The sequence below is a fragment of the Enterobacter sp. 04-C-12-SI-ECC genome (assembly GCF_047530715.1).
In the GTDB taxonomy this organism is placed as follows: domain Bacteria; phylum Pseudomonadota; class Gammaproteobacteria; order Enterobacterales; family Enterobacteriaceae; genus Enterobacter; species Enterobacter bugandensis.
In genome coordinates, this window is sequence record NZ_JBLKDI010000008.1 from 15,244 (window position 1) to 37,882 (window position 22,639).

The window sequence follows — 22,639 nt, forward strand, 5'->3', positions numbered from 1 at the left end:
GTTTTTAAAGGGAAAAAGCAGACTGCCGCGGCGGCGCGCGGGTATCAGGGTAAAGCCAGGGGAAAAAGTGCCAGTGGCTGACCGCCTGACGCGGCGGCTTAACGCGAAGCCTCTGCAGCACGATACTGAGCAGCACTATCAGCGCGAGCATCACGCCAGGGACATGCGCTAACAGCACGCAGTAGCCGCACGCCTCCGCATGGTCAACCGGCATCGTGTGCGGCATATCGCCGTGATGCTCGTCCATCGACATCATGCTCATGTCATGATGCATGCCCGGCATGGCGCTCATGGGGTCTTTCTGCAACGAGACGGAGATAAGGGGTGCCACTACGATCAGCAGGATCGCAAACAGCGCGGTCAATGCCGCTGCGCGTTTCCGGTTAGGCTGATGCAGTACGTTATCCACGTCCCCTCCATTCAAGAGGCAAGCATTGTAAATGATTTATGACGAAAGGGTTAACGCGAGAGGTGCGATGGGATAAAAAAAGGGCCAGCCTTTCGGCCAGCCCTTTCTAACAGGATGTCGCTTAAGCGAATCTTAGTTCAGACGCTCTTTAATACGAGCAGACTTACCAGTACGCTCACGCAGGTAGTACAGTTTAGCTTTACGTACAGCACCACGACGTTTAACAGCAATGCTGTCAACTACCGGAGAGTGAGTCTGGAAGACACGCTCAACGCCTTCGCCGTTGGAAATTTTACGAACAGTGAATGCAGAGTGCAGACCGCGGTTACGAATAGCGATAACCACGCCCTCGAATGCCTGCAGACGTTTTTTGGAACCTTCAACAACCCATACTTTCACTTCCACGGTGTCACCTGGACGGAAGGAAGGTACGTCCTGCTTCATCTGCTCTTGTTCAAGTTGCTTAATAATGTTGCTCATAATTTAATCTCTTATCCTGGGTAAACTGATATTCGGGAGCGTATCACGCCTTCCCATCATGTTCATGCTGCTGGTGCGCGTGTTCAGTTTTGAACTCGGCCAGCAACTTTGCTTGCTCTTCAGTCAGAGCCAGGTTTTCCAGAAGTTCAGGTCTTCTAAGCCAGGTTCGGCCCAGCGACTGCTTCAAACGCCAGCGACGTATCTCGGCATGGTTTCCTGACAGTAACACTGCCGGTACTTCCATCCCTTCTAACACTTCAGGACGAGTATAGTGTGGGCAGTCCAGCAATCCATCGGCAAAGGAATCTTCCGTTGCCGAAGCTTCATGGCCCAGTACCCCCGGAATAAACCGGGCGACGGAGTCAATCAGCGTCATTGCCGGTAACTCACCACCGCTGAGAACGTAATCGCCGATAGACCATTCTTCGTCAATCTCGGTTTGAATTACGCGCTCATCTATCCCTTCGTAACGACCACAGACCAGAATCAGCTTTTGATTCGTCGCCAGTTCGCTCACGCCCGCTTGATCAAGCTTGCGTCCCTGAGGTGACAGATATATCACCTTTGCGCCTTCACCTGCCGCGGCTTTTGCTGTGTGAATGGCGTCCCGTAAGGGTTGCACCATCATTAGCATCCCCGGTCCGCCGCCGTAAGGACGATCGTCCACGGTACGGTGCCGGTCATGAGTAAAGTCACGCGGACTCCAGCTCTGGATGCTCAGCAGGCCATTCTTTACTGCCCGGCCAGTTACCCCGTAATCGGTAATCGCGCGGAACATTTCAGGAAACAGGCTAATTATGCCAATCCACATAGCGCCGTCTTTTACCGTTTATCCGGAGAATTTAAAAACCAGGATCCCAATCTACTTCAATGGTTTGAGTAGTGAGATCGACTTTCTTGATAACCTGTCCATCGAGGAACGGGACCAGCCGCTCCTTGATGCCAAATGCATCTTTCAGGTTTGCCTTAATGACGAGAACGTCATTTGACCCGGTTTCCATCATATCGATGACTTTCCCCAGGCTGTAACCTTCAGTGGTGACTACCTGGCAGCCCATAAGGTCTTTCCAGTAGTAGTCGCCCTCATCCAGCTGTGGCAACTGCGACGAATCCACGACAATTTCACAATTAGTCAGCGCATTCGCGGCATCACGATCGTCAATGCCTTTCAGCTTGATGATGATGTCCTGATTGTGGTGACGCCAGCTTTCCAGCTCGACCTCTTCCCACTTACCGGCTTTCTGGATGAACCAGGGCTGGTAATCAAAAATGCTATCAGCGTCTTCAGTGGAGGAAAACACTCTGAGCCAACCACGGATACCGTAGCAAGAACCCATTTTTCCCAATACGATCGGTTCAACAGGTGCTTTATTGCTCATCATGACCACCGTGACAGATTAAGCTGCTTTGTTTGCTGCTTTGATCAGCGTAGCAACGCGATCGGAAACAGTAGCGCCCTGGCCAACCCAGTGAGCGATACGATCCAGATCCAGACGGGTTTCTTCTTCTGCGCCAGAGGCCAGTGGGTTGAAGAAACCAACGCGCTCGATGAAGCGACCGTTGCGTGCATTACGGCTGTCAGTCACAACAACCTGGTAGAACGGACGCTTTTTAGCGCCGTGACGTGCTAAACGAATAGTTACCATAACATCCTCTTGTGTGAATAAAACAACCGGGCCCCATCGAGGAACGGAGCCCGGGTGTCATATTAAAAGCCCGAAAATTTTACTCATTTTCGGGCAAAAAGCAATCTCAAAAGCGATTAACGCCCTGGAAAACCGGGAGGCATCATGCCTTTCATGCCGCGCATCATCTTCGCCATGCCGCCTTTCTTCATTTTCTTCATCATGCGCTGCATGTCGTCGAACTGTTTCAGAAGGCGGTTAACGTCCTGCACCTGCATGCCGCAACCGGCAGCGATACGGCGCTTACGGGAACCTTTGATGATTTCTGGCTTGGCTCGTTCTTTCAGCGTCATGGAGTTAATGATCGCCTCCATACGCACCAGCACTTTGTCATCCATCTGGGATTTAACGTTGTCAGGGATCTGGCCCATGCCCGGCAGTTTGCCCATCAGGCTTGCCATGCCGCCCATGTTTTTCATCTGACGCAGCTGCTCAAGGAAGTCGGTCAGATCGAAACCGTCACCTTTTTTCAGCTTGCTGGCGAGCTTTTCAGCCTGCGCGCGGTCGACCTTGCTCTCGATATCTTCGATCAGCGACAGCACGTCGCCCATGCCGAGGATACGGGAGGCGATACGGTCCGGGTGGAACGGCTCCAGCGCTTCGGTTTTCTCGCCCACGCCGAGGAACTTGATCGGCTTACCGGTGATATGACGAATAGAAAGCGCCGCACCGCCGCGGGCATCACCGTCGACTTTGGTCAGCACCACGCCGGTTAACGGCAGCGCTTCGTTAAACGCTTTCGCGGTATTCGCCGCATCCTGACCGGTCATGGCGTCAACGACAAACAGGGTCTCTACCGGGTTGATAGAAGCGTGCACCTGCTTGATTTCGTCCATCATCGCTTCGTCAACGTGCAGACGACCGGCGGTATCCACCAGCAGCACGTCGTAGAATTTCAGCTTCGCTTCTTTCAGCGCGGCGTTAACGATGTCGACAGGCTTCTGGGCAACGTCGGACGGGAAGAAGTCCACGCCGACCTGCTCGGCCAGCGTTTCCAGCTGCTTGATCGCCGCCGGGCGATAGACGTCCGCAGAGACAACCAGCACTTTCTTCTTGTGCTTTTCGCGCAGGAATTTACCCAGCTTACCGACGCTGGTGGTTTTACCCGCACCCTGCAGGCCCGCCATCAGCACCACGGCCGGCGGCTGAGCCGCCAGGTTAAGCACCTGGTTCTCTTCGCCCATCGCCGAAACCAGTTCGTTACGAACGATTTTGACGAACTCCTGACCCGGGGTCAGGCTCTTGTTAACTTCATGACCAACCGCCTTCTCTTTTACGCGGTTGATAAAATCACGAACAACCGGCAACGCCACGTCTGCTTCCAGCAGCGCCATGCGCACTTCGCGCAGCGTTTCCTTGATGTTCTCTTCAGTAAGGCGTCCGCGGCCGCTGATGTTGCGCAGCGTGCGCGACAAACGATCGGTTAAATTATCAAACATTGTCTCTCGCCTGAGTAGAAACGTTGGGCCGCATTGAGCGACACATACACAGAATTTTGCCGGAGTATAACATGAAGGCGCCTTTGTTGTTATGCAACGGTTGGAGCAGGCGTCACGTAACGTTATACTGCTTCTCTTTCTTATTAAGACAACTGTCGATGCCTATATGCCTGTTTTCGCACTGATCGCCCTTGTTGCCTACTCTGTCAGCCTCGCGCTGATTATTCCCGGACTGCTGCAAAAAAACAGCGGCTGGCGGCGCATGGCTATTCTTTCGGCGGTCATCGCACTGATAAGCCACGCGTTTGCGCTGGAATCACGCATTATTCCCGGCGACGGCAGCGTGCAAAACCTGAGCGTCCTCAACGTCGGCTCGCTGGTCAGCCTGATGATCTGTACGGTAATGACCATCGTCGCGTCTAAAAATCGCGGCTGGCTGCTGCTGCCGATTGTCTATACCTTCGCGCTGATCAATCTGGCTTTAGCCACCTTTATGCCTAATGAATTCATTACGCATCTGGAGGCGACACCGGGGATGCTGGTGCACATCGGCCTGTCACTGTTCGCCTATGCGACGCTGATCATCGCCGCGCTTTACGCCATGCAGCTCGCCTGGATTGATTACCAGTTGAAAAACAAAAAGCTGGCGTTCAACCATGAAATGCCGCCGCTGATGGTCATTGAGCGTAAGATGTTCCACATCACCCAGATAGGCGTGGTGCTGCTGACGCTCACGCTCTGCACCGGCCTGTTTTACATGAAGAACCTGTTCAGCGTGGAGAATATCGATAAAGCAGTGCTCTCCATCATCGCGTGGTTTGTCTATATTGTCCTGTTGTGGGGCCATTATCATGAAGGCTGGCGCGGTCGTCGCGTCGTCTGGTTCAACGTCGCGGGTGCGGGTATTCTCACCCTTGCCTATTTTGGCAGCCGCTTCATACAGCAATTTGCTGGCTAAGTTATAAAAGGAGTTCCCCCTGGAACACATCTCTACCACCACGTTGATCGTTATCCTGATCGTCATGGTGGTCATCTCCGCCTATTTCTCCGGCTCGGAAACCGGCATGATGACCTTAAACCGTTACCGGTTGCGTCATCGTGCTAAACAGGGTAACCGTGCCGCCCGCCGCGTTGAAAAACTGCTCCGCAAGCCGGATCGGCTGATAAGCCTGGTGCTTATCGGCAACAACCTTGTCAATATTCTGGCCTCAGCCCTCGGCACCATCGTTGGGATGCGCCTGTACGGCAATGCCGGGGTGGCGATTGCCACCGGCGTGCTGACGTTTGTGGTACTGGTGTTTGCCGAAGTATTGCCAAAAACCATCGCCGCGCTTTACCCGGAAAAGGTGGCCTACCCGAGCAGCTTCCTGCTGGCACCGCTGCAGATCCTGATGATGCCGCTGGTCTGGCTGCTGAACATGGTCACGCGCGTTTTAATGCGGATGGTGGGGATCAAAGCCGACGTCACTATCAGCAGCGCGCTCAGCAAAGAAGAGCTGCGCACCATCGTGAACGAATCCCGCTCGCAGATCTCCCGGCGCAATCAGGATATGCTCCTGTCGGTGCTGGATTTGGAAAAAGTGAGCGTGAACGACATCATGGTGCCGCGTAACGAAATCGTCGGTATCGACATCAACGACGACTGGAAAGCCATTGTCCGCCAGCTGACGCACTCTCCGCATGGGCGCATCGTGCTCTATCGCGACTCGCTGGATGACGCCATCAGCATGCTGCGCGTGCGCGAAGCCTACCGTCTGATGACCGAGAAAAAAGAGTTCACCAAAGAGGTGATGCTGCGCGCCGCCGACGAGATTTACTACGTGCCGGAAGGTACGCCGCTCAGCACGCAGCTGGTTAAATTCCAGCGCAACAAGAAAAAAGTCGGCCTGGTGGTCAACGAGTACGGCGATATTCAGGGCCTGGTGACGGTCGAAGATATTCTGGAAGAGATTGTCGGAGACTTTACCACATCGATGTCCCCTTCCCTCGCGGAGGAAGTGACTCCGCAGAACGACGGTTCGGTGCTGATTGACGGTAGCGCGAACATCCGTGAACTCAACAAAGCCTTTAACTGGCATTTGCCGGAAGATGAAGCTCGTACCATGAACGGGATGATTCTGGAAGCGCTTGAAGAGATCCCGGCGGCGGGCACGCGGGTGCGCATTGAGCAGTACGATATTGATATCCTGGACGTGCAGGACAATATGATTAAGCAGGTGAAGGTGCTGCCCGTTACGCCACTTAGGGAAAGTATTGCCGAATAAAACGTAGGCCGGGTAAGGCGAATGCCGCCACCCGGCACTACAGATAGCAAATTAGGCTTTCGCTTTCGCCACGGTCACCATCGCAGCGCGAATGGTACGGCCGTTCAGGGTGTAACCTTTCTGCATCACGCCCAGCACTTTACCGGCTTCAATCTCTTCAGATTCCACCATCGCAATGGCCTGGTGAACGTTTGGATCCAGCGGCACATCTGTATCCGCAATCACTTCCACGCCAAACTTACGCACGACGTCGAGCATGGATTTCAGCGTCAGTTCGATACCTTCGATCATCGCCGCGTTGTCCGGATTCGCTTTGTCAGCCACTTCCAGCGCGCGGTCGAGGCTATCGATCACCGGCAGCAGTTCGTTGACGAATTTCTCCAGCGCAAATTTATGCGCCTTCTCAACGTCCTGCTCGGTGCGACGACGCAGGTTTTCCATTTCCGCCTTGATGCGCAGAACGGTGTCGCGTTCGCGATTCTGTGCTTCTACCAGTTGGGCTTCCAGATTCGCAATTTTTTCATCGCGCGGGTCCACCTGCTCAGCAGATGCGTCTGGCTCTACAGCCTCAACTTCATCGTGCTGTTCCGTGATAATTTCTTCAGGGGCTTGCCCCTCAGGCGTTTTCTGTTCTTTACTACTCATGAATTTCTCCGCGTTTTTCTGCATTCATCTCGCTAACTTCGCTTATTATGGGGATCAGTTTCCTGGATTCAAGGGAACAAGCGAGATTGTCATCATTCATCAGGCACAAGGACCTCCAGAAAATGAATAATCATTTCAGGTGTATTGGGATCGTCGGGCATCCGCGTCACCCTACCGCATTGACGACACATGAAATGTTGTATCGCTGGTTGTGTAGCAAAGGCTATGAAGTGATGGTCGAGCAGCAAATTGCGCAGGAACTGCAGCTGAAGAGCGTCAAAACCGGCACGCTGGCGGAAATTGGCCAACAGGCCGATCTCGCCGTGGTGGTGGGCGGCGATGGCAACATGCTCGGCGCGGCACGCACGCTGGCGCGTTATGACATCAAGGTCATCGGTATCAACCGCGGCAATCTCGGCTTTTTAACCGACCTCGACCCGGACAACGCGCAGCAACAGCTGGCCGACGTGCTGGAAGGTCATTATATCAGCGAAAAACGCTTTTTACTGGAAGCGCAGGTGTGCCAGCAGGACTGTCAGAAGCGCATCAGCACCGCGATTAACGAGGTGGTGCTTCATCCCGGCAAAGTGGCACACATGATTGAGTTCGAAGTTTATATCGACGAAATCTTTGCCTTCTCCCAGCGTTCTGACGGGTTGATTATCTCCACCCCGACCGGCTCAACCGCCTACTCGCTTTCTGCGGGCGGCCCGATCCTGACGCCCTCTCTGGATGCTATTACGCTAGTGCCGATGTTCCCGCACACGCTCTCCGCGCGCCCGCTGGTGATTAACGGCGACAGCACGATACGTCTGCGCTTCTCGCACCGCCGTAACGACCTGGAGATCAGCTGCGACAGCCAGATCGCGCTGCCAATCCAGGAAGGTGAAGATGTTCTTATTCGCCGGTGTGATTACCACCTGAACTTGATTCACCCGAAAGATTACAGCTATTTCAACACATTAAGCTCGAAGCTTGGCTGGTCAAAAAAATTGTTCTGATTTTGCATCCAGTACTTTACTGTATAAAAAACCAGTTTATACTGTATGGAAACACAGTTATGGTTTTTCATACAGGAAAACATTTATGCTGGCACAACTGACCATCAGCAACTTTGCCATTGTTCGTGAGCTTGAGATCGATTTCCACAGCGGCATGACGGCGATCACCGGCGAAACCGGTGCGGGTAAATCCATTGCCATTGATGCCCTCGGCTTGTGCCTTGGCGGCCGTGCAGAGGGCGACATGGTGCGCATGGGCGCAAACCGTGCCGATCTTTGCGCACGTTTCTCCCTGAAAGATACCCCTGCTGCCCTGCGCTGGCTGGAACAAAATCAGCTCGAAGATGGACGTGAGTGTTTACTTCGCCGCGTGATCAGCAGCGACGGACGCTCCCGAGGCTTTATCAACGGCACGGCAGTCCCGCTCTCCCAGCTCCGCGAACTCGGCCAGCTGCTTATCCAGATCCACGGTCAGCACGCGCATCAGCAACTCGTCAAACCAGAACAGCAGAAAGCCCTGCTTGATGGCTATGCGGGTGAGTACGCGCTTACTCAACTTATGGCGGAGCACTACCGCCAGTGGCATCAGAGCTGCCGCGAGCTCGCCCAGCACCAGCAGCAAAGCCAGGAGCGCGCCGCGCGTGCGGAGCTGCTGGCGTACCAGCTTAAAGAGCTGAACGAATTCAACCCGCAGGCGGGTGAGTTTGAACAAATTGACGAAGAGTACAAGCGCCTCGCCAACAGCGGCCACCTGCTCTCAACCAGCCAGAATGCCCTCAACATGCTGGCAGATGGCGAAGACGTTAACCTGCAGAGCCAGCTGTACAATGTCCGTCAACTGGTCACCGAACTGGCCGGCATGGACAGTAAACTTTCTGGCGTACTGGATATGCTGGAAGAGGCCGCGATTCAAATCTCAGAAGCCAGTGACGAACTGCGTCATTATTATGAACGGCTGGACCTCGACCCGAACCGCCTGTTTGAGCTGGAGCAGCGCCTTTCTCGTCAGATTTCACTGGCGCGCAAGCACCATGTCACGCCGGAAGAACTACCAGGCTATTATCAGTCTCTGCTCGAAGAACAGCAGCAGCTTGACGATCAGGCGGATTCGCAGGAAACCCTCTCTCTGGCCGTGAACCTGCATCATCAGCAGGCGCTGACCACGGCGAAAAAACTGCATGAGATCCGTCAACATTACGCTCAGGAGCTAAGCCAGCACATCACCGACAGCATGCACACGCTGGCGATGCCGCACGGTGTATTCACCATTGATGTCCGTTTTGAAGAGAACCACCTGACGGCAGAAGGGGCGGATCGCATCGAGTTCCGCGTCACCACCAACCCGGGGCAGCCGCTGCAGGCAATCTCCAAAGTGGCATCCGGTGGTGAACTGTCGCGTATTGCGCTGGCGATTCAGGTGATTACCGCGCGTAAAATGGATACCCCGGCGCTGATTTTCGATGAAGTGGATGTCGGCATCAGCGGCCCAACGGCGGCAGTGGTGGGTAAACTGCTGCGCCAGCTAGGTGAGTCAACGCAGGTGATGTGTGTCACCCACCTGCCGCAGGTCGCGGGATGTGGTCATCATCACTTTATTGTCAGTAAAGAAACCGACGGCGAAATGACCGAAACGCACATGAAGCCGCTGGATAAACGCGCGCGTCTGCAGGAGCTGGCACGACTGCTCGGCGGCAGTGAAGTCACGCGTAATACGCTCGCGAACGCGAAAGAACTGCTGGCGGCATAAACTTTTTCGGGATCTCAGGGTCATACAGAACAACAAAAACGCCGCCAGACCGGTTTCAAAGTGGGGCAAGGTCTATTATCATCGGCATATTACATATGAGCCGCGTTCTGCTCGGGCCCGAAAAGGAATCAAATCACTATGCGTTGTAAAATGCTGACCGCTGCCGCAGCGGTTCTTCTGATGTTGACCGCAGGCTGTTCCACTCTGGAGAAAGTGGTTTACCGTCCTGACATCAACCAGGGGAACTACCTTACCCCTAACGATGTGTCCAAAATCCGCGTGGGGATGACACAACAGCAGGTCGCTTATGCACTGGGAACCCCGATGATGACCGATCCGTTCGGCACTAACACCTGGTTCTATGTATTCCGTCAGCAGCCTGGCCACGAAAGCGTGACCCAGCAGACCCTGACGCTGACCTTCAGCAGCGCCGGTGTGTTGACCAACATCGACAACAAACCTGCCCTGACAAAATAATCAGAAGCCAGAAATGCAAAAAGGTGCTCAACGAGCACCTTTTTTGTTTTTCTTTATCCCTTTCCCCCTTTGGGAAGAGAGACAGGGTGAGGTGGAAACACGCTACTTAGCCGACTTCTCCGCGCGCTGGCGACGCAGCTCTTTCGGGTCGGCAATCAGAGGACGATAAATCTCCACCCGATCGCCCTCTTTCAACACGTCGCCCAGCTTCACCGGACGGCTGTAAATCCCGACCTTGTTCTTCGCCAGGTCGATATCTCTGCGAAGCTCAAGGATGCCGGACGCACGGATAGCCGCCTCTACGGTTGCCCCCTCTTCCAGCATTACACGCTGTAGGTACTGCTTCTCCGGCAGCGCGTAGACCACCTCTACAGCAATCTTATGCGACACTGTAAACCTCTTTGGCGCGGGTGGTAAACGCCTGAACCATATTTGACGCCAGCTCTTTAAAGATGCGGCCAAACGCCAGCTCAATTAGCTTATTGGTGAACTCAAAGTCCAGATGGAACTCAATGCGGCAGGCGTCAGCGCTCAGTGGCGTAAACTTCCAGCCACCCATCAGGGTTTTAAATGGACCATCCACCAGATGCATCAAAATACTCTGATTGTTAGTCAGCGTATTGCGGGTGGTGAACGTCTTGCTGATCCCCGCTTTGGAGACATCCACCGCCGCAGTCATCTGCGTCGGGCCAGACTCCAGAACGCGGCTCCCGGTACATCCAGGGATAAACTCTGGATAAGACTGAACATCGTTCACTAACTGATACATTTGTTCCGCGCTGTAAGGAACGAGCGCAGTACGGCTAATCTGAGGCATAGCATTTTCCATGGTCACACAACGGACAAATAATAACATTTATCACCTGTTAAAAAAACGCTAAGCCTCATCTCGTGCTAAGATAGCGCGTTAGACCTCACAGGACGCAATGAGGTGACTTTTTGAAATCAGATTACCGACGGCTTTACGACACTTATGACGAAGAAAAAAGCACATAAACCAGGCTCGGCGACCATTGCGCTCAACAAGCGTGCTCGCCACGAGTATTTCATTGAAGAAGAATTCGAAGCTGGCCTTGCGTTGCAGGGCTGGGAAGTAAAATCGCTGCGCGCCGGGAAAGCCAACATCGGCGACAGCTACGTGATCCTTAAAAATGGCGAAGCCTTCCTGTTCGGCGCGAACTTTACGCCGCTGACCGTCGCCTCGTCGCACTACGTATGTGACCCAACGCGCACCCGTAAGCTGCTGCTGAACAAGCGTGAGCTGGAATCCCTCTACGGACGCATCAACCGTGAAGGTTTCACCGTAGTCGCCCTGTCGTTGTACTGGAAAAATGCCTGGTGCAAAGTAAAAGTTGGCGTCGCGAAAGGTAAAAAACAGCACGACAAACGTACTGACCTGAAAGAACGCGAGTGGCAGTTGGATAAAGCGCGCATCATGAAAAACGCAGGACGTTGATTCTGCACACTTATTGTACTATTCAATAAGTTAGCGTTCCGGGCTGGTATCCAGGAAGTGAAATCTGGTATACTTAGTTCAACACTATTGGGGCTGATTCTGGATTCGACGGGATTTGCGAAACCCAAGGTGCATGCCGAGGGGCGGTTTGCCTCGTTAAAAGCCGCAAAAAAATAGTCGCAAACGACGAAAACTACGCTTTAGCAGCTTAATAACCTGCTCTGAGCCCTCTCTCCCTAGCTTCCGCTCTTAAGACGGGGATCAAAGAGAGGTCAAACCCAAAAGAGATCGCGTGGAAGCCCTGCCTGGGGTTGAAGCGTTAAAACTAATCAGGCTAGTTCGTTAGTGGCGTGTCTGTCCGCAGCTGGCGTGCGAATGTAAAGACAAACTAAGCATGTAGTACCGAGGATGTAGAAATTTCGGACGCGGGTTCAACTCCCGCCAGCTCCACCAAAATTCTCCATCGGTGATTACCAGAGTCATCCGATGAAGTCCTAAGAGCCCGCACGGCGCAAGCCCTGCGGGCTTTTTTGTGCCCTCAATTTGTCCCGCAAAGTCCGAAGTGAACTAATTAAATCCGAACCTTTTAGGCACCTTGTTAGGCACCTCATAAAGCTTTATTGTTTTTGAGGTGCCTAAAACTATGGAAACCCGGCAATGGCAAGACAAACTAAACCTCTCTCCGTTAAGGAAATCGAATCTGCCAAACCCAAGGAAGCGGACTATGTGCTCTATGATGGCGATGGCCTTGAGCTACTGATCAAATCCAGCGGGAGTAAAATCTGGCAATTTCGCTACATTCGCCCCATTACCAAGAAGCGAGCGAAAAAGAGTATTGGACCCTACCCGTCAGTTACGCTTGCCGATGCGCGAAGCTATCGGGCAGAATCACGTTCTCTCCTTGCGAAACAAATCGATCCTCAGGAACATCAGCAAGAACAACTGCGTAGTTCGCTTGAAGCCAAAACCAATACTTTCCAGCTCGTTGCGGAACGTTGGTGGAATGTGAAGAAAGCCAGTGTTACCGAGGACTATGCAGCGGACATTTGGCGATCTCTTGAAAGAGATGTTTTTCCTGCGATTGGTGACGTCAGCGTTACAGATATCAAAGCTCATACTTTGGTTCAGGCCGTGCAACCGGTTCAGGCAAGAGGAGCACTGGAAACTGTTCGCCGCCTGTGCCAGCGCATCAATGAGGTCATGATCTATGCCCAAAACACGGGGCTAATTGATGCGGTTCCTAGTGTCAATATTGGAAAGGCATTCGAGAAGCCGCAGAAGAAAAACATGCCCAGCATTCGTCCCGATCAGTTGCCTCAGCTGATGCAGACAATGCGAACAGCTAGCATTAGCCTTTCAACAAGATGCCTGTTCATGTGGCAACTTCTTACCATTACCCGCCCTTCCGAAGCGGCTGAAGCCCGTTGGGAAGAGGTAGACATGGAAGCACGAGAATGGAAGATCCCTGCATCACGTATGAAAATGAACCGTGACCATACCGTCCCATTGTCAGATGAAGCAGTGGCTATTCTGGAAATTATGAAGCCGTTGAGCGGCAATCGGGAATTCATTTTTCCCAGCCGTATCAAACCAAAGCAACCAATGAATAGTCAGACGGTTAACGCATCATTAAAGCGTGCGGGCTTTGGCGGAGTACTGGTTTCGCACGGCCTGCGATCTATCGCCAGTACGGCCCTTAACGAGCAAGGCTTTCCACCAGATGTGATTGAAGCAGCACTTGCTCATGTGGACAAAAATGAGGTGCGTCGCGCGTATAACCGCAGCGACTATCTTGAACAACGTCGCCCCATGATGCAATGGTGGGCGGATTTTGTAAAAGCCGCAGATACAGGTATTTTATCCACAAATGGCGTTCAAAACCTGCGATTGGTTATTTAACTTTCAATCGATTGCGCCTGATAGGGCGCAAAACTTATAATTTTTTTGGCTTAAGAACTTTTTCATTCAAAGCTGTACCAAGCTCATCATTTTTCTTACCCCATAGCTGGATCTTACTTACAAGATTTTCTTCTTTTAAATCAATAAAGTTATTGTGTTTTTTTTGTTCCTCAATGAACAACCAAAGTGGTCGCTCAATTGCTTCTGCGGCATCAGTCCAGCGCTTCCATCCTCCCACGGGTTGAGGAGTAATTTGCAGTAATCGAATAGCCTCTTCTATTATTGGATTATAGACTTCTGCCTTGGTAGCCCCACCTTTCGCTGCGGCCTTAACTCTCACTTTATGGATTTTTCTCTCTTCATCAATAAGCTCACAGCACATACATGCGCCAGAACACTCATGCAGCAACGTGAGAGCGACATTTAGAGCCTGAATCGATCGCCGTTTGTCATAATTCCAGGCTGCTTTAGCCCATTGATACTCAATACCTGCCAGCAAGAGATTCAATCTGAAATTTTCATTCAGCCCTTTGATCCACCCATTAGCACGCAAGTGCGAAAGCTCTATATCTAACCGAGGCCTACACTTAATAATCGCATCGTCGCACATTGAGTAGTTACTCAACGCCTGAATCAAGAAATCACTAACTATCTGATTGTTATCATCTAATAAAGAAAGCTCATCTAGAATTTTATCACCAGCAGGCCATTTGTCTGATTTGATTTCTTGCTGCAAGCCATCACGCATTCTTACGTATTGCTCACAAATCATACCAAAACACCAGTTCAAATCATCCATATATTAATCAACCAGTTATCTGCATATGCCGTAAAAAAAGTTTTTTATGGCAGCTACATTTTTTCACATGTTCGTAGAAGTTAACCTCAATCTCATTCAAAACCAAACGATAAAGAGGAAGCCAAGATGATCACATCCAATGTAAGAATTTTACGTTTAAACACGATTGTCATTAAAACTGGCATAGCCAGATCCACCATTTACGACTGGCTAAACCCAAAATCACCAAGATACGACTCTTCTTTTCCTAAGCCACGGAAGCTTGGAAAGCAGTCTGTAGGCTGGCTCGAGTCAGAAATTGACGAATGGATCATTGAACGCGCTCAGGCCTTAAATGAAGCTTAATTTCTATTACTCACAGGTTAAGAGGGAAAGTTATGTCACAGCGTATCACATACAGTACACCTAATAATACAACGGTTGAAACTCTCAGAAAATACAGCCGCTTAAAAAAATGCTCATTATCAGCTGTAATTTCATTGGCAACGGATGCCGTCGCGCCAGTTTTAGAAAAAATAATATCACATCATGATGAAGCTAATGAAATTGAAAACAATCTCTTTCAAGCTTGTTTCTTTTCCAAGAACAGACCATTACGTAGCATACCTGTCAGGTCGCAAGAAGAGTATTACCTTGCCATTTGGAATACTTACATCAAATATAACATCGACAACCTTGACCACAATCTTTATAAACACAACTTGCCTAACAGAAGGATTGGGGATAATGAGAAAAAAAAGATAATTGAAAATCAAGAAGGAATTATAGACAAATACAATGCTAAGAAAGGAATATTCATTTATTTAGACAGAAGGATCAACTATGCTCACAAGTTATCAGCTGGGTACTCAAACCTAATATTAATTAAAGAAACATCTTATGAAGATGTTTCCTTTGACTTCAGCAAAATGATTATCGCCCCTATATTAGACCTAATCACATTAGGAATAGATGAAACTGTTCGTCGAAAAAACGGCAACAAAACTGTGCAGTGCATCTGCTGGATTCCAGTTTATTATATAAACAACAAGGTATTAATGATACCAGTAGTTCATGAGGACGATGTTTCTGCCTCAACGAAAAATGGAGGGAAAATCATTATTGTTGAGCCATTCAAAGACGAAGTAAAAATGTAATTAATGATACCAATTTTATGTTTTTTTTGGATAAATGCATAATCCTACTAAATCGCTAAATTTAATAATGACACCAATATTAAGCAAAGCAGAGTACATTGCATAATGAAACACTAAGAACCTAACTTTCAATCACCTATGAGATTTTTATAGAAAACATGAAACCTCACATAAACATTTTGGTTAAAGCAGCAGGTCGCCCACAAGGAAGTAAATATTATAAATATATCCAACTAGCAAAGAAACGTGGTCTCACGCAGTCACAGACTGCAAAACATTTATGCATAAGTATTTCCACAGTGAAAAGAAATTGGGATGGTGCCGTAATAGACTAGCTTATTCGAACTAATTGCAGAGTAACTTTTATACAGTCATCACAGGCTGGGACTAACTTCATCTCAATTTTAGGTGTAGGAAAAGGTATTATAATATAATGGCTATATACCTTTACTACTGATTATGAGTTAGACAATAGATATATTACCAGTTAGATCAGGATAGTATGTCCGTACTAATGTATGATACCAGAATATACTCTTAACTCATAATAAGTATAGCCCTGCGTGTGTGGCAACAACCAATACGGCCCCTGACAGACCGTAGGATCAACCACATAGGTTTATATTATGAACACATACTTAGGATCTCATGGATTACATAACGCAGACAATCTGGATAGAATACTTGAGGTGCTCGGCTATGCCACCGACCAATATACCAGTATTACGGCTGTGCGTGTTGATTTCCATTATCCTCCGATACTTGATAACGGAGATACCATCGGCTGTTTCATTAATTGTGAGCCTGGGGCAATATCTCGATCCATCAACTCACTAAAAGAGATACTTAAAAACAGTGAGCGTCGCAGGAGGCGTAACGGTGTCAGAGTTCATCCCAATACTCTGCGTGACGTATGGGCTAAGGAATTCAGCCAATCAGGGAAATGTCACTTTCACGTTTGCTTTTTATTCAACGAACAGGCTTACAATAAGCTGGGCGATTATAATATCGATACCAGCTTACGCATGATGATCACCAGAGCCTGGTATAGTGCATTAGGATTGGAGCTGGAGGACTACCCAGGGCTGGTTCACTTCCCTGATAACTGCCGGTATATCTTGGACCGAAACTCAGCAGATTATATCTATGAGTTTGGGGATCTGATCCATCGTCTAGACTATCTGACCAAACTCGACAGCAAAATTTACGAAGAAGGTGAACGGAATTTCGGTGGTAGCCACAAGTAGCCATGTGAGCAGGCCTTTCCAATAGGGAAGGCCTTTTTCACGTCAGGGATAAGTGATATGTCCTACAATCGCGCAGATGAGCCGATAGTCGTTAACGTAGAAGATCTCCGGATTTTCTGCATTTTGCTCGCCGATAAAGAAGACCCAAGCTTTATCTTTCAGCCCTTTGTCTTTGGCCTCTATTGCCTCTGTTCGGGCGGCCTCCAGCTCTTTACGAACCACAGTACGCTTGGCTTTTGACCAGCTAGTCCATTCAATGTGGATCTGGTAGCTTCGGGTAGATTTAGGTTTACCTGACTCATCCTTTCCCCATTCGCCAGACAACGGGATAATGAGTTTTTCATCATTTTCTGAAAATTTATTCCAAAGTAGGGGGGCATAAAAGATCTTTGACTCCGGGTAGGGCTGAACTTCTTTCCTGAGCCTTTTAAACGCCGTCATATAGATTTGACCACTGATACCGGGAACGTTAAGCGACATTCCTCGATCATATGGGAAGCGGATGAAGGCGCGACAAATATTACGGATAGCATTCGCTTGACGGCGGGATTGTCGTTCGGGTGAACGGCCTTCGCCAGATGCTGAGGATACTGAACGAGTTGAACGGGCGTTGTTTTCACCACCCGCGATATCTGGCTCAACCACTGGACGTTGTTCAATCAACTTTAATCCCGAGGGCATTAAACCAGGGGCACTGTCCAGTATGTTGCGAACACTCCCCTTTTGGCCCTGCCGAATGACAGTGGTTTCAGCATCAGCATCACAATCATGATGATGTTGAATATGTCGCTTCTTTTTAAAATAGGCTCTGACTTTTTTATCTTTTTCCCATGCAGCAGGATGCATGGTTATACCACACCCCCAGCACACATAGCCTTCAATATCAACGCTATCAAGCAACCACAGGTCCTCTGCTTCTACAATCTCACGGGTATGTTTATCACGTGCAGATTCCATTACACTTTCCTTTTGTAGAATAAAAATCCAGCATACCTAGTTTTGGCAGTCAAATGCGCACAAAGATTATTCTCAATAGACCTCGTCGGTGATATCTCTTGTTGCCAATTCCCACTAAAAGTTATGAGGTTCCTTTGCTTAAATACGTTGCGGTTACTCGCTATGTCAACAAACGGCATGCGCATTGAGACTTACACCATCCGACTAAAATATCTGTTAAATCTGTGGCAATTGAATACCATTTCGTTTAAAAGTTGAGAGCAATTCGATCGTTCCCCATCTGTCTAAGCAACGTTTTCGTATTGTTTAACAATTGTAGCTTTACATCATTTTCAGGCATTGACCACGCCTCGCCCAGCAATCGAACTGTAATATTGAAATCCCATGGCATCACAGTTCGATTGTTAAATTGAGCAAATGGCCCGTCGCTCTCTGGCACAACCCTGTCTTTAGGAAGCTTAGTAGCAAGAGCTTTGCCTGTGGCAGAGTTGAAAGCTGCCGGACCAATACTGAACCAGCATCCTTGTGCTGAAGCATTCCTCAATTCCGTAATAGTTCCGGTGAACCAATGTAAAATAGGAATTCCGTGAGAGGGGAACGCTTTTAACGTAGCTAGCACATCCGGAACGGCCTGTCTTGAGTGGATGCTCATTGCTCGTCCCCCAACATCGTGGCACTTTCTAACCACATCGGAAAACACTCGAAGCTGCATCGCGTAACTGGTGGAGTATCGTTTTGAACCATCCAACCCAACCTCACCTACAGCAGCTACGTTTTGAATCAACTCGAGAAGCATTTCCAATTCCTGGAAACGATCAGCGACAATTTCAGGATGAAGTCCAGGACTGATCATTACAGATTCATGTTTTTCTAAAACATGACTTGTAGCATGGAAAGCCTTTGGGCTCGTAGTAACTAACCAAGTGAAAACATTACGCTTAACCGCACCGGCATAAACATCTCTAGCCTCGGGATACAAATCAACGTGACAGTGAAAATCAATCAAAGTAATTTATCCTGAATGAGTACAGTTTCTAGCTCTTTAATACCTTGTTGCAAAACTCTACGATACATGGGTCGCTCTTTTATCGGTGCAAAAACCAACGAACCACCAAGAAATCTGTCTAGCCCTCTCTTCCTTACATCAAGGATGGCAAGTGCTACAGCCATAGGATCATCTGGTGCACCAGACTTGTCACTGCCAACAACAGATTCAAAGCGATAAGACGTCGTATCCCCATCAGGTTTCCATGCAAAGAATGCAGCCCGACGGATCAAGCATGGAACGCAACGTCCACAGTGCTGTCGATTATAGGTTCGAAAACGGCCACAACTCGTAGAATCAGCAGCCCATTTTTGCAAAAGGTCTTGGTCAAGGCATTCCCGCATCATTTCGCCCTTAGTTTTGAAACGGTACGGCAACTCAAGCTGTACATGGATGCCCAAATTATCCAGAACTCTTTGCAACATATCGATAAACATAGGATGAGTTGTACGAGTACTCAAACTAGATACGCGCCCCGGAACTAAAGGAGGGTTTATAGATATCACCCCATTTTCGGGAATAAATATTGTTGGTTTTGGTAAGTTTATTTTCGTTGAAGCAAGTAATGCAAATGCATAAAAAGCTAATGAGCGACCACGTGTCGAAGGCTCGCGCGATCCTTTGAAACTGATGCCATGACTCCATTGATAATGTGAACCATTTCCCATCAGCATGGATGCGTATGCCCTCTGCCGCTCAGAATCTTTATGTGCGAGTTGAGAGACAAATAGTGGTTTTCGCCCCTTAGCCACCAAATCAATTCCACCTATTAGGCTATCCAGCCCTCCGGATAATAAAGATATGCAATCATTAGTGAGAAAAGCGCCATCTCCTTGAGGAGGTTCCATACCTGCATTATTGAAATTTAATAACCAATAATCACCAGTTAGAACTTTTAGCATATCTTCAAGATCGGATTTTAGCGGTAGCCACTTATCTGGATTGCACAATCCAACCGTAAGCTGAATATTCCGGGTCCAGCCATCTGCACTTGTTTTTCTAGGGCTTGATAGATCCGCGCTACATACCGCGAGGCAAAACTGTACAAAATCCCAAATCTCTATTGAAGGTCGAAACCCACCCCGTTTTAATGCACCATGCCATCGATTCGCAATTGTACCAATACCTGCACGCTTAGCGCCTTTAAAATAGGAGAATACTCGCTCATCAGCAGGAACCTGCGCTGGAATCAGTTCTGCTTTAGCACACATAACTTTAATCATTCTGAAAATACCTCTAGGGCAGACAAGAGAATAGACTGAGCCAAGCTTTTCGGTTCTGTATTTTTTGTAGTTTGTTTTTCCAATACCACCCTAACCTCAGCACCGACCCACTCGCGAATATCAGAACGCCGTTCCTGAATTAATAAAGGATCATATTTTAATTTTTCGTAAGTCTGTCCGAGCTGGAGATCAATTCGATTACAAATCTCATTCGCAATGGTCAACCCCATGACTTCAGCTATTTGCGCATCAGTGAGATTAAATATGTCCACGTCCGGATAAAGTTCATAGAGTTGCGCCATAGCCTCGGCGCCAGCATTACGGAGCGATTCGTCATCAACGCTTCCTGTCGCAGGAATAACCTCTTTCAAAATTTCAAGAGTAAGATCTGTTGCCGAAAGATTCTCTTGACGAACGTGAGTAAGCCAATCAATCACTCGCTGGTCGTTACCATCCCTAACAGACGTCAGGAACTCACCAAGACTACCGACACCGCTGGCAACACCTCGCATAGTAGCAGCAGCTCGTCTCGCGCCTCCCATTCCTTTGGAGACCATGCTTCTTGTCGCACCACGTAAATTATCGTGGCTGCCATTTTGCAGATATCCCCCAAGTAGCGAACGAGCAGGTCCAAACCTTCGTTCTGGTGCTATTGCACCATCAGGAATTACATTTCCATCGTTGTCCTCCGATGGTGAATCAGGCGAATCCCCTCCACCTGTTGTAGAGTCACTTTCAGGTTTTAACCATTCAGGATCAAACGGTGAACCTGCGCGGCCTCCCCCACTAGAAGTTGATGTTCCCATTAGCGCCTCCTCCCAAGGTTCACAATTGCATTCCTAGTCGTTTTTGGTAATTCGTTAAGATCTTTCCATCGTTCTAAAATTTGCTGTGCCCATGGCTGGGCACCAAGAGTTGGGATTAAGCCCGGGCCAATAAGTTTCAGAGGAGCCTGATCCAACAAGCTGACCGCTTTATTTTCAATTTCCGTGTAAACCTTGCAGCACTCAATCAGCATTACAATTTCTTTGCTACTCTTCCAGGTACGTGAGGCACTATTACTCTGCCAGGCCTTAGTCATCGCCAACTCTGTCTGTGCAGGTCCTATTTTCCTCATAAGTTCAACTAAGGACTCATGACCATTAGTTGCAACTTTCAGTGCGTCTCTCAATTTTCTAGAATCAGGAGTCATATTGTCATCACCGAAGTCACGAGTTCCAGAGTCACGACTGAGGTGGAGAAGCGGGCGTAGATCCTCGGTTCCCAAAGCTGGCTGGAGTTGGAGCCATTGCTGAGTAAATGGCGTATTCTTGAAAGGCTCAGGTAAACTACTCTGACCCGCTGCAGCAGCTTCAGCATCCGCCAAAACTTGTACCCGACCGTCATTATCTGAATGAACACGACTAGCAAGTTCTTCAGCAAGGTTTTCGTCGCACCTTTCAAGGAGATGCCATTTTGCCAGTGCGGCTATATCTAACGTTATTCCCTGAGGTGCAGAAAGAGCATCACGCAAATAAACAGTATTTAAAAATCTTTTCATTAGTCGAGGATTAGCGTTTACTGCTAAAGAACTATGAAGAAGAGCCGCAAGTCCTTGGGCTAAATCCATTAAACTTTTGAGTGCATTAACATGTTCTACCAGTTCATATAAAAACTCTTGATTGATCGTTTCACCTTTCCAACTATTACGAAGCTTCTCAGGGATAACGCTAAGAGCATGATCGAATCTTTCCTTACTGAAATGGCCTGCGTTGGTCTCTCGCTCAAGCAGCAAAAGTACCAGATACGCTTTCGCCTCATTCAAACCTAGGCGAGGAACATGGAGTGGAACCTGTATTAATTTATCGAAATAGTTAGTTGCAACATCACCCGTTATTCCTGCGCCATCAAAGTGAACCTTCACTGCAGCTTTTATAAAATCATTATCTGCAGCAATAACGAAAGCGCTACGGCGAATAAATAGTAATAAACGAATTGACTCAAGTGTTGAAATTGCTGTTTGTGGCAAACATCTGTCTAAATCATCCACAAAGATTACTAACGTAATTTTCAACTCTTCCAGAATACTCTCTAAAGTATCCCTGAATGCCTGAATATGGGCTGGCATCGAGAATGGTTCACTCGGTTTTAGAAGACCGCTGGAACTTAGCTCGAGACTATCTGTATCTGATGATTCATTGCTCGATTTGTCATCCGACGTAAACCAACCAGCCAATTTACTAACGGTTTTTCCAAGAGAACCGATAGGAATGCCAGTAGTTAAAGTCAATGCAGCTTCGCCACTTAATTGAGCGACTCGGAGAAGATTTATCCTTCGCCACAGTTCAGATACTTTGTCGGTGATAGTCTTATTTTCATCTGTAAGCCGAACAATCTCGTCCCCCACAATTTGTAGCAATGCACTTCTGGCGGACTCAAAATCTTGGTATAGCCACGGATTGAAAGTGAGTACGACAAAGGAATGCTTTTCTTGATTTCTCTCTTCCACTAACGACTCTTCAACTGAAGAGCTCTCTAGGCGTGATGCAATCATTTTCACCAGAGAAGATTTACCTGCTCCCCAGCCACCTGAAACTCCTATAGAAATAGGTTCCCCATTTGCCTGCTTCAGCAGGCTTGCACATGCATCAGCAACAACACCAAAATTCAAATAATCGACAGTTGTCTCGTTATCATGCCACATAGTGAAAAATCCATTTAAAATTAATTAAAATCAATAGGATATGAAAA

25 protein-coding genes and 1 other RNA gene are annotated in these 22,639 nt (G+C 48.8%); 11 read left to right on the plus strand and 15 right to left on the minus strand.

The genetic code is table 11. From position 1 onward, the window contains the following. Positions 1-4: 4 nt before the first annotated feature. The 6 genes from ACMWL8_RS12670 to ffh form a co-directional block, all read right to left on the minus strand. Entirely contained in the window at positions 5-409 is a 405-nt protein-coding gene (locus ACMWL8_RS12670; protein WP_045260864.1) for a DUF2946 domain-containing protein, read from the minus strand. Between the two features lie 132 nt (positions 410-541). Beyond that, positions 542-889 (minus strand): 50S ribosomal protein L19, encoded by a 348-nt coding sequence (rplS, locus tag ACMWL8_RS12675; protein ID WP_002914145.1) that lies wholly within the window; start codon positions 887-889, stop codon positions 542-544. Between the two features lie 43 nt (positions 890-932). After that, positions 933-1,700, minus strand: a complete 768-nt coding sequence (gene trmD, locus ACMWL8_RS12680) for a tRNA (guanosine(37)-N1)-methyltransferase TrmD (RefSeq protein WP_003863138.1) — start codon at positions 1,698-1,700, stop codon at positions 933-935. A gap of 31 nt (positions 1,701-1,731) precedes the next feature. Beyond that, positions 1,732-2,271: a ribosome maturation factor RimM gene (gene rimM, locus ACMWL8_RS12685; protein ID WP_045260865.1), complete on the minus strand. Its 540-nt coding sequence runs from the start codon at positions 2,269-2,271 to the stop codon at positions 1,732-1,734. Between the two features lie 15 nt (positions 2,272-2,286). Next, positions 2,287-2,535 carry a 30S ribosomal protein S16 gene (rpsP, locus tag ACMWL8_RS12690; protein WP_022649067.1) on the minus strand — a complete coding sequence of 83 codons (249 nt, stop codon included), beginning with the start codon at positions 2,533-2,535 and terminating at the stop codon, positions 2,287-2,289. Between the two features lie 116 nt (positions 2,536-2,651). Then, entirely contained in the window at positions 2,652-4,013 is a 1,362-nt protein-coding gene (ffh, locus tag ACMWL8_RS12695; protein WP_003863132.1) for a signal recognition particle protein, read from the minus strand. 166 nt (positions 4,014-4,179) lie between these two features. On the opposite strand from ffh, the gene ACMWL8_RS12700 reads away from it, so the two are divergent. Beyond that, positions 4,180-4,971, plus strand: coding sequence for an inner membrane protein YpjD (locus ACMWL8_RS12700; RefSeq protein ID WP_032645009.1), 792 nt, complete (start codon positions 4,180-4,182; stop codon positions 4,969-4,971). A gap of 19 nt (positions 4,972-4,990) precedes the next feature. Further along, positions 4,991-6,277, plus strand: a complete 1,287-nt coding sequence (locus ACMWL8_RS12705) for an HlyC/CorC family transporter (protein ID WP_032644905.1) — start codon at positions 4,991-4,993, stop codon at positions 6,275-6,277. Between the two features lie 51 nt (positions 6,278-6,328). On the opposite strand, the gene grpE is transcribed toward ACMWL8_RS12705, so the two are convergent. Beyond that, positions 6,329-6,922 (minus strand): nucleotide exchange factor GrpE, encoded by a 594-nt coding sequence (grpE, locus tag ACMWL8_RS12710; RefSeq protein WP_032644906.1) that lies wholly within the window; start codon positions 6,920-6,922, stop codon positions 6,329-6,331. A gap of 122 nt (positions 6,923-7,044) precedes the next feature. Here grpE and nadK point away from each other — a divergent pair, with 122 nt between their 5' ends. The 3 genes from nadK (at position 7,045) to bamE (ending at position 10,147) form a co-directional block, all read left to right on the plus strand. Continuing rightward, entirely contained in the window at positions 7,045-7,923 is an 879-nt protein-coding gene (nadK, locus tag ACMWL8_RS12715; protein WP_008502500.1) for an NAD(+) kinase, read from the plus strand. An 85-nt stretch (positions 7,924-8,008) separates the two neighbouring features. After that, a complete protein-coding gene (gene recN, locus ACMWL8_RS12720; RefSeq protein ID WP_045260866.1) occupies positions 8,009-9,670 on the plus strand; it encodes a DNA repair protein RecN in 1,662 nt (553 codons plus the stop codon). Positions 9,671-9,808: 138 nt separating this feature from the next. After that, the gene (gene bamE / locus ACMWL8_RS12725) at positions 9,809-10,147 is read left to right on the plus strand and encodes an outer membrane protein assembly factor BamE (protein ID WP_028014132.1); all 339 of its coding nucleotides are present in this window, start codon (positions 9,809-9,811) and stop codon (positions 10,145-10,147) included. A 102-nt stretch (positions 10,148-10,249) separates the two neighbouring features. Here the strand turns inward: bamE and ACMWL8_RS12730 are convergent, their stop codons facing one another. Both ACMWL8_RS12730 and ACMWL8_RS12735 read right to left on the minus strand, forming a co-directional pair. After that, positions 10,250-10,537 (minus strand): RnfH family protein, encoded by a 288-nt coding sequence (locus ACMWL8_RS12730; protein ID WP_045260867.1) that lies wholly within the window; start codon positions 10,535-10,537, stop codon positions 10,250-10,252. Further along, positions 10,527-10,964: a type II toxin-antitoxin system RatA family toxin gene (locus ACMWL8_RS12735; protein WP_008502504.1), complete on the minus strand. Its 438-nt coding sequence runs from the start codon at positions 10,962-10,964 to the stop codon at positions 10,527-10,529. Before ACMWL8_RS12735 ends, ACMWL8_RS12730 begins: the two co-directional genes overlap by 11 nt. A 156-nt stretch (positions 10,965-11,120) precedes the next feature. Between ACMWL8_RS12735 and smpB the strand changes: the two genes are divergently transcribed. From smpB to ACMWL8_RS12750, 3 genes are all read left to right on the plus strand, one after another. Continuing rightward, complete coding sequence (smpB, locus tag ACMWL8_RS12740) at positions 11,121-11,603, plus strand: SsrA-binding protein SmpB (protein ID WP_045260868.1); 483 nt, start codon at positions 11,121-11,123, stop codon at positions 11,601-11,603. An 89-nt stretch (positions 11,604-11,692) separates the two neighbouring features. Beyond that, positions 11,693-12,056: a transfer-messenger RNA gene (gene ssrA, locus ACMWL8_RS12745) on the plus strand. A gap of 204 nt (positions 12,057-12,260) precedes the next feature. Beyond that, the gene (locus ACMWL8_RS12750; protein ID WP_241276885.1) at positions 12,261-13,502 is read left to right on the plus strand and encodes an integrase; all 1,242 of its coding nucleotides are present in this window, start codon (positions 12,261-12,263) and stop codon (positions 13,500-13,502) included. 34 nt (positions 13,503-13,536) lie between these two features. Here ACMWL8_RS12750 and ACMWL8_RS12755 read toward each other — a convergent pair whose 3' ends face one another. Further along, the gene (locus tag ACMWL8_RS12755; protein ID WP_241276884.1) at positions 13,537-14,301 is read right to left on the minus strand and encodes a hypothetical protein; all 765 of its coding nucleotides are present in this window, start codon (positions 14,299-14,301) and stop codon (positions 13,537-13,539) included. A 126-nt stretch (positions 14,302-14,427) separates the two neighbouring features. Here ACMWL8_RS12755 and ACMWL8_RS12760 point away from each other — a divergent pair, with 126 nt between their 5' ends. The 3 genes from ACMWL8_RS12760 (at position 14,428) to ACMWL8_RS12770 (ending at position 16,684) form a co-directional block, all read left to right on the plus strand. Next, positions 14,428-14,646: a helix-turn-helix transcriptional regulator gene (locus ACMWL8_RS12760; protein WP_241276883.1), complete on the plus strand. Its 219-nt coding sequence runs from the start codon at positions 14,428-14,430 to the stop codon at positions 14,644-14,646. Between the two features lie 32 nt (positions 14,647-14,678). Continuing rightward, a complete protein-coding gene (locus ACMWL8_RS12765) occupies positions 14,679-15,437 on the plus strand; it encodes a hypothetical protein (protein ID WP_246893660.1) in 759 nt (252 codons plus the stop codon). 626 nt (positions 15,438-16,063) lie between these two features. Further along, complete coding sequence (locus ACMWL8_RS12770; RefSeq protein WP_414751592.1) at positions 16,064-16,684, plus strand: inovirus Gp2 family protein; 621 nt, start codon at positions 16,064-16,066, stop codon at positions 16,682-16,684. Positions 16,685-16,726: 42 nt separating this feature from the next. Here the strand turns inward: ACMWL8_RS12770 and ACMWL8_RS12775 are convergent, their stop codons facing one another. From ACMWL8_RS12775 to ACMWL8_RS12795, 5 genes are all read right to left on the minus strand, one after another. Then, a complete protein-coding gene (locus tag ACMWL8_RS12775) occupies positions 16,727-17,641 on the minus strand; it encodes a hypothetical protein (protein WP_241276744.1) in 915 nt (304 codons plus the stop codon). A gap of 247 nt (positions 17,642-17,888) precedes the next feature. Further along, positions 17,889-18,647: a Qat anti-phage system TatD family nuclease QatD gene (gene qatD / locus ACMWL8_RS12780; protein WP_010847071.1), complete on the minus strand. Its 759-nt coding sequence runs from the start codon at positions 18,645-18,647 to the stop codon at positions 17,889-17,891. Further along, positions 18,644-19,909, minus strand: coding sequence for a Qat anti-phage system QueC-like protein QatC (gene qatC, locus ACMWL8_RS12785; protein ID WP_241276745.1), 1,266 nt, complete (start codon positions 19,907-19,909; stop codon positions 18,644-18,646). Before qatC ends, qatD begins: the two co-directional genes overlap by 4 nt. Then, on the minus strand, positions 19,906-20,715 hold the full coding sequence (locus tag ACMWL8_RS12790) for a hypothetical protein (protein ID WP_241276746.1): 810 nt from the start codon (positions 20,713-20,715) through the stop codon (positions 19,906-19,908). Before ACMWL8_RS12790 ends, qatC begins: the two co-directional genes overlap by 4 nt. Further along, entirely contained in the window at positions 20,715-22,592 is a 1,878-nt protein-coding gene (locus tag ACMWL8_RS12795; RefSeq protein ID WP_241276747.1) for a P-loop NTPase fold protein, read from the minus strand. The genes ACMWL8_RS12790 and ACMWL8_RS12795 overlap by 1 nt, the downstream gene beginning before the upstream one ends. Positions 22,593-22,639 lie beyond the last annotated feature (47 nt).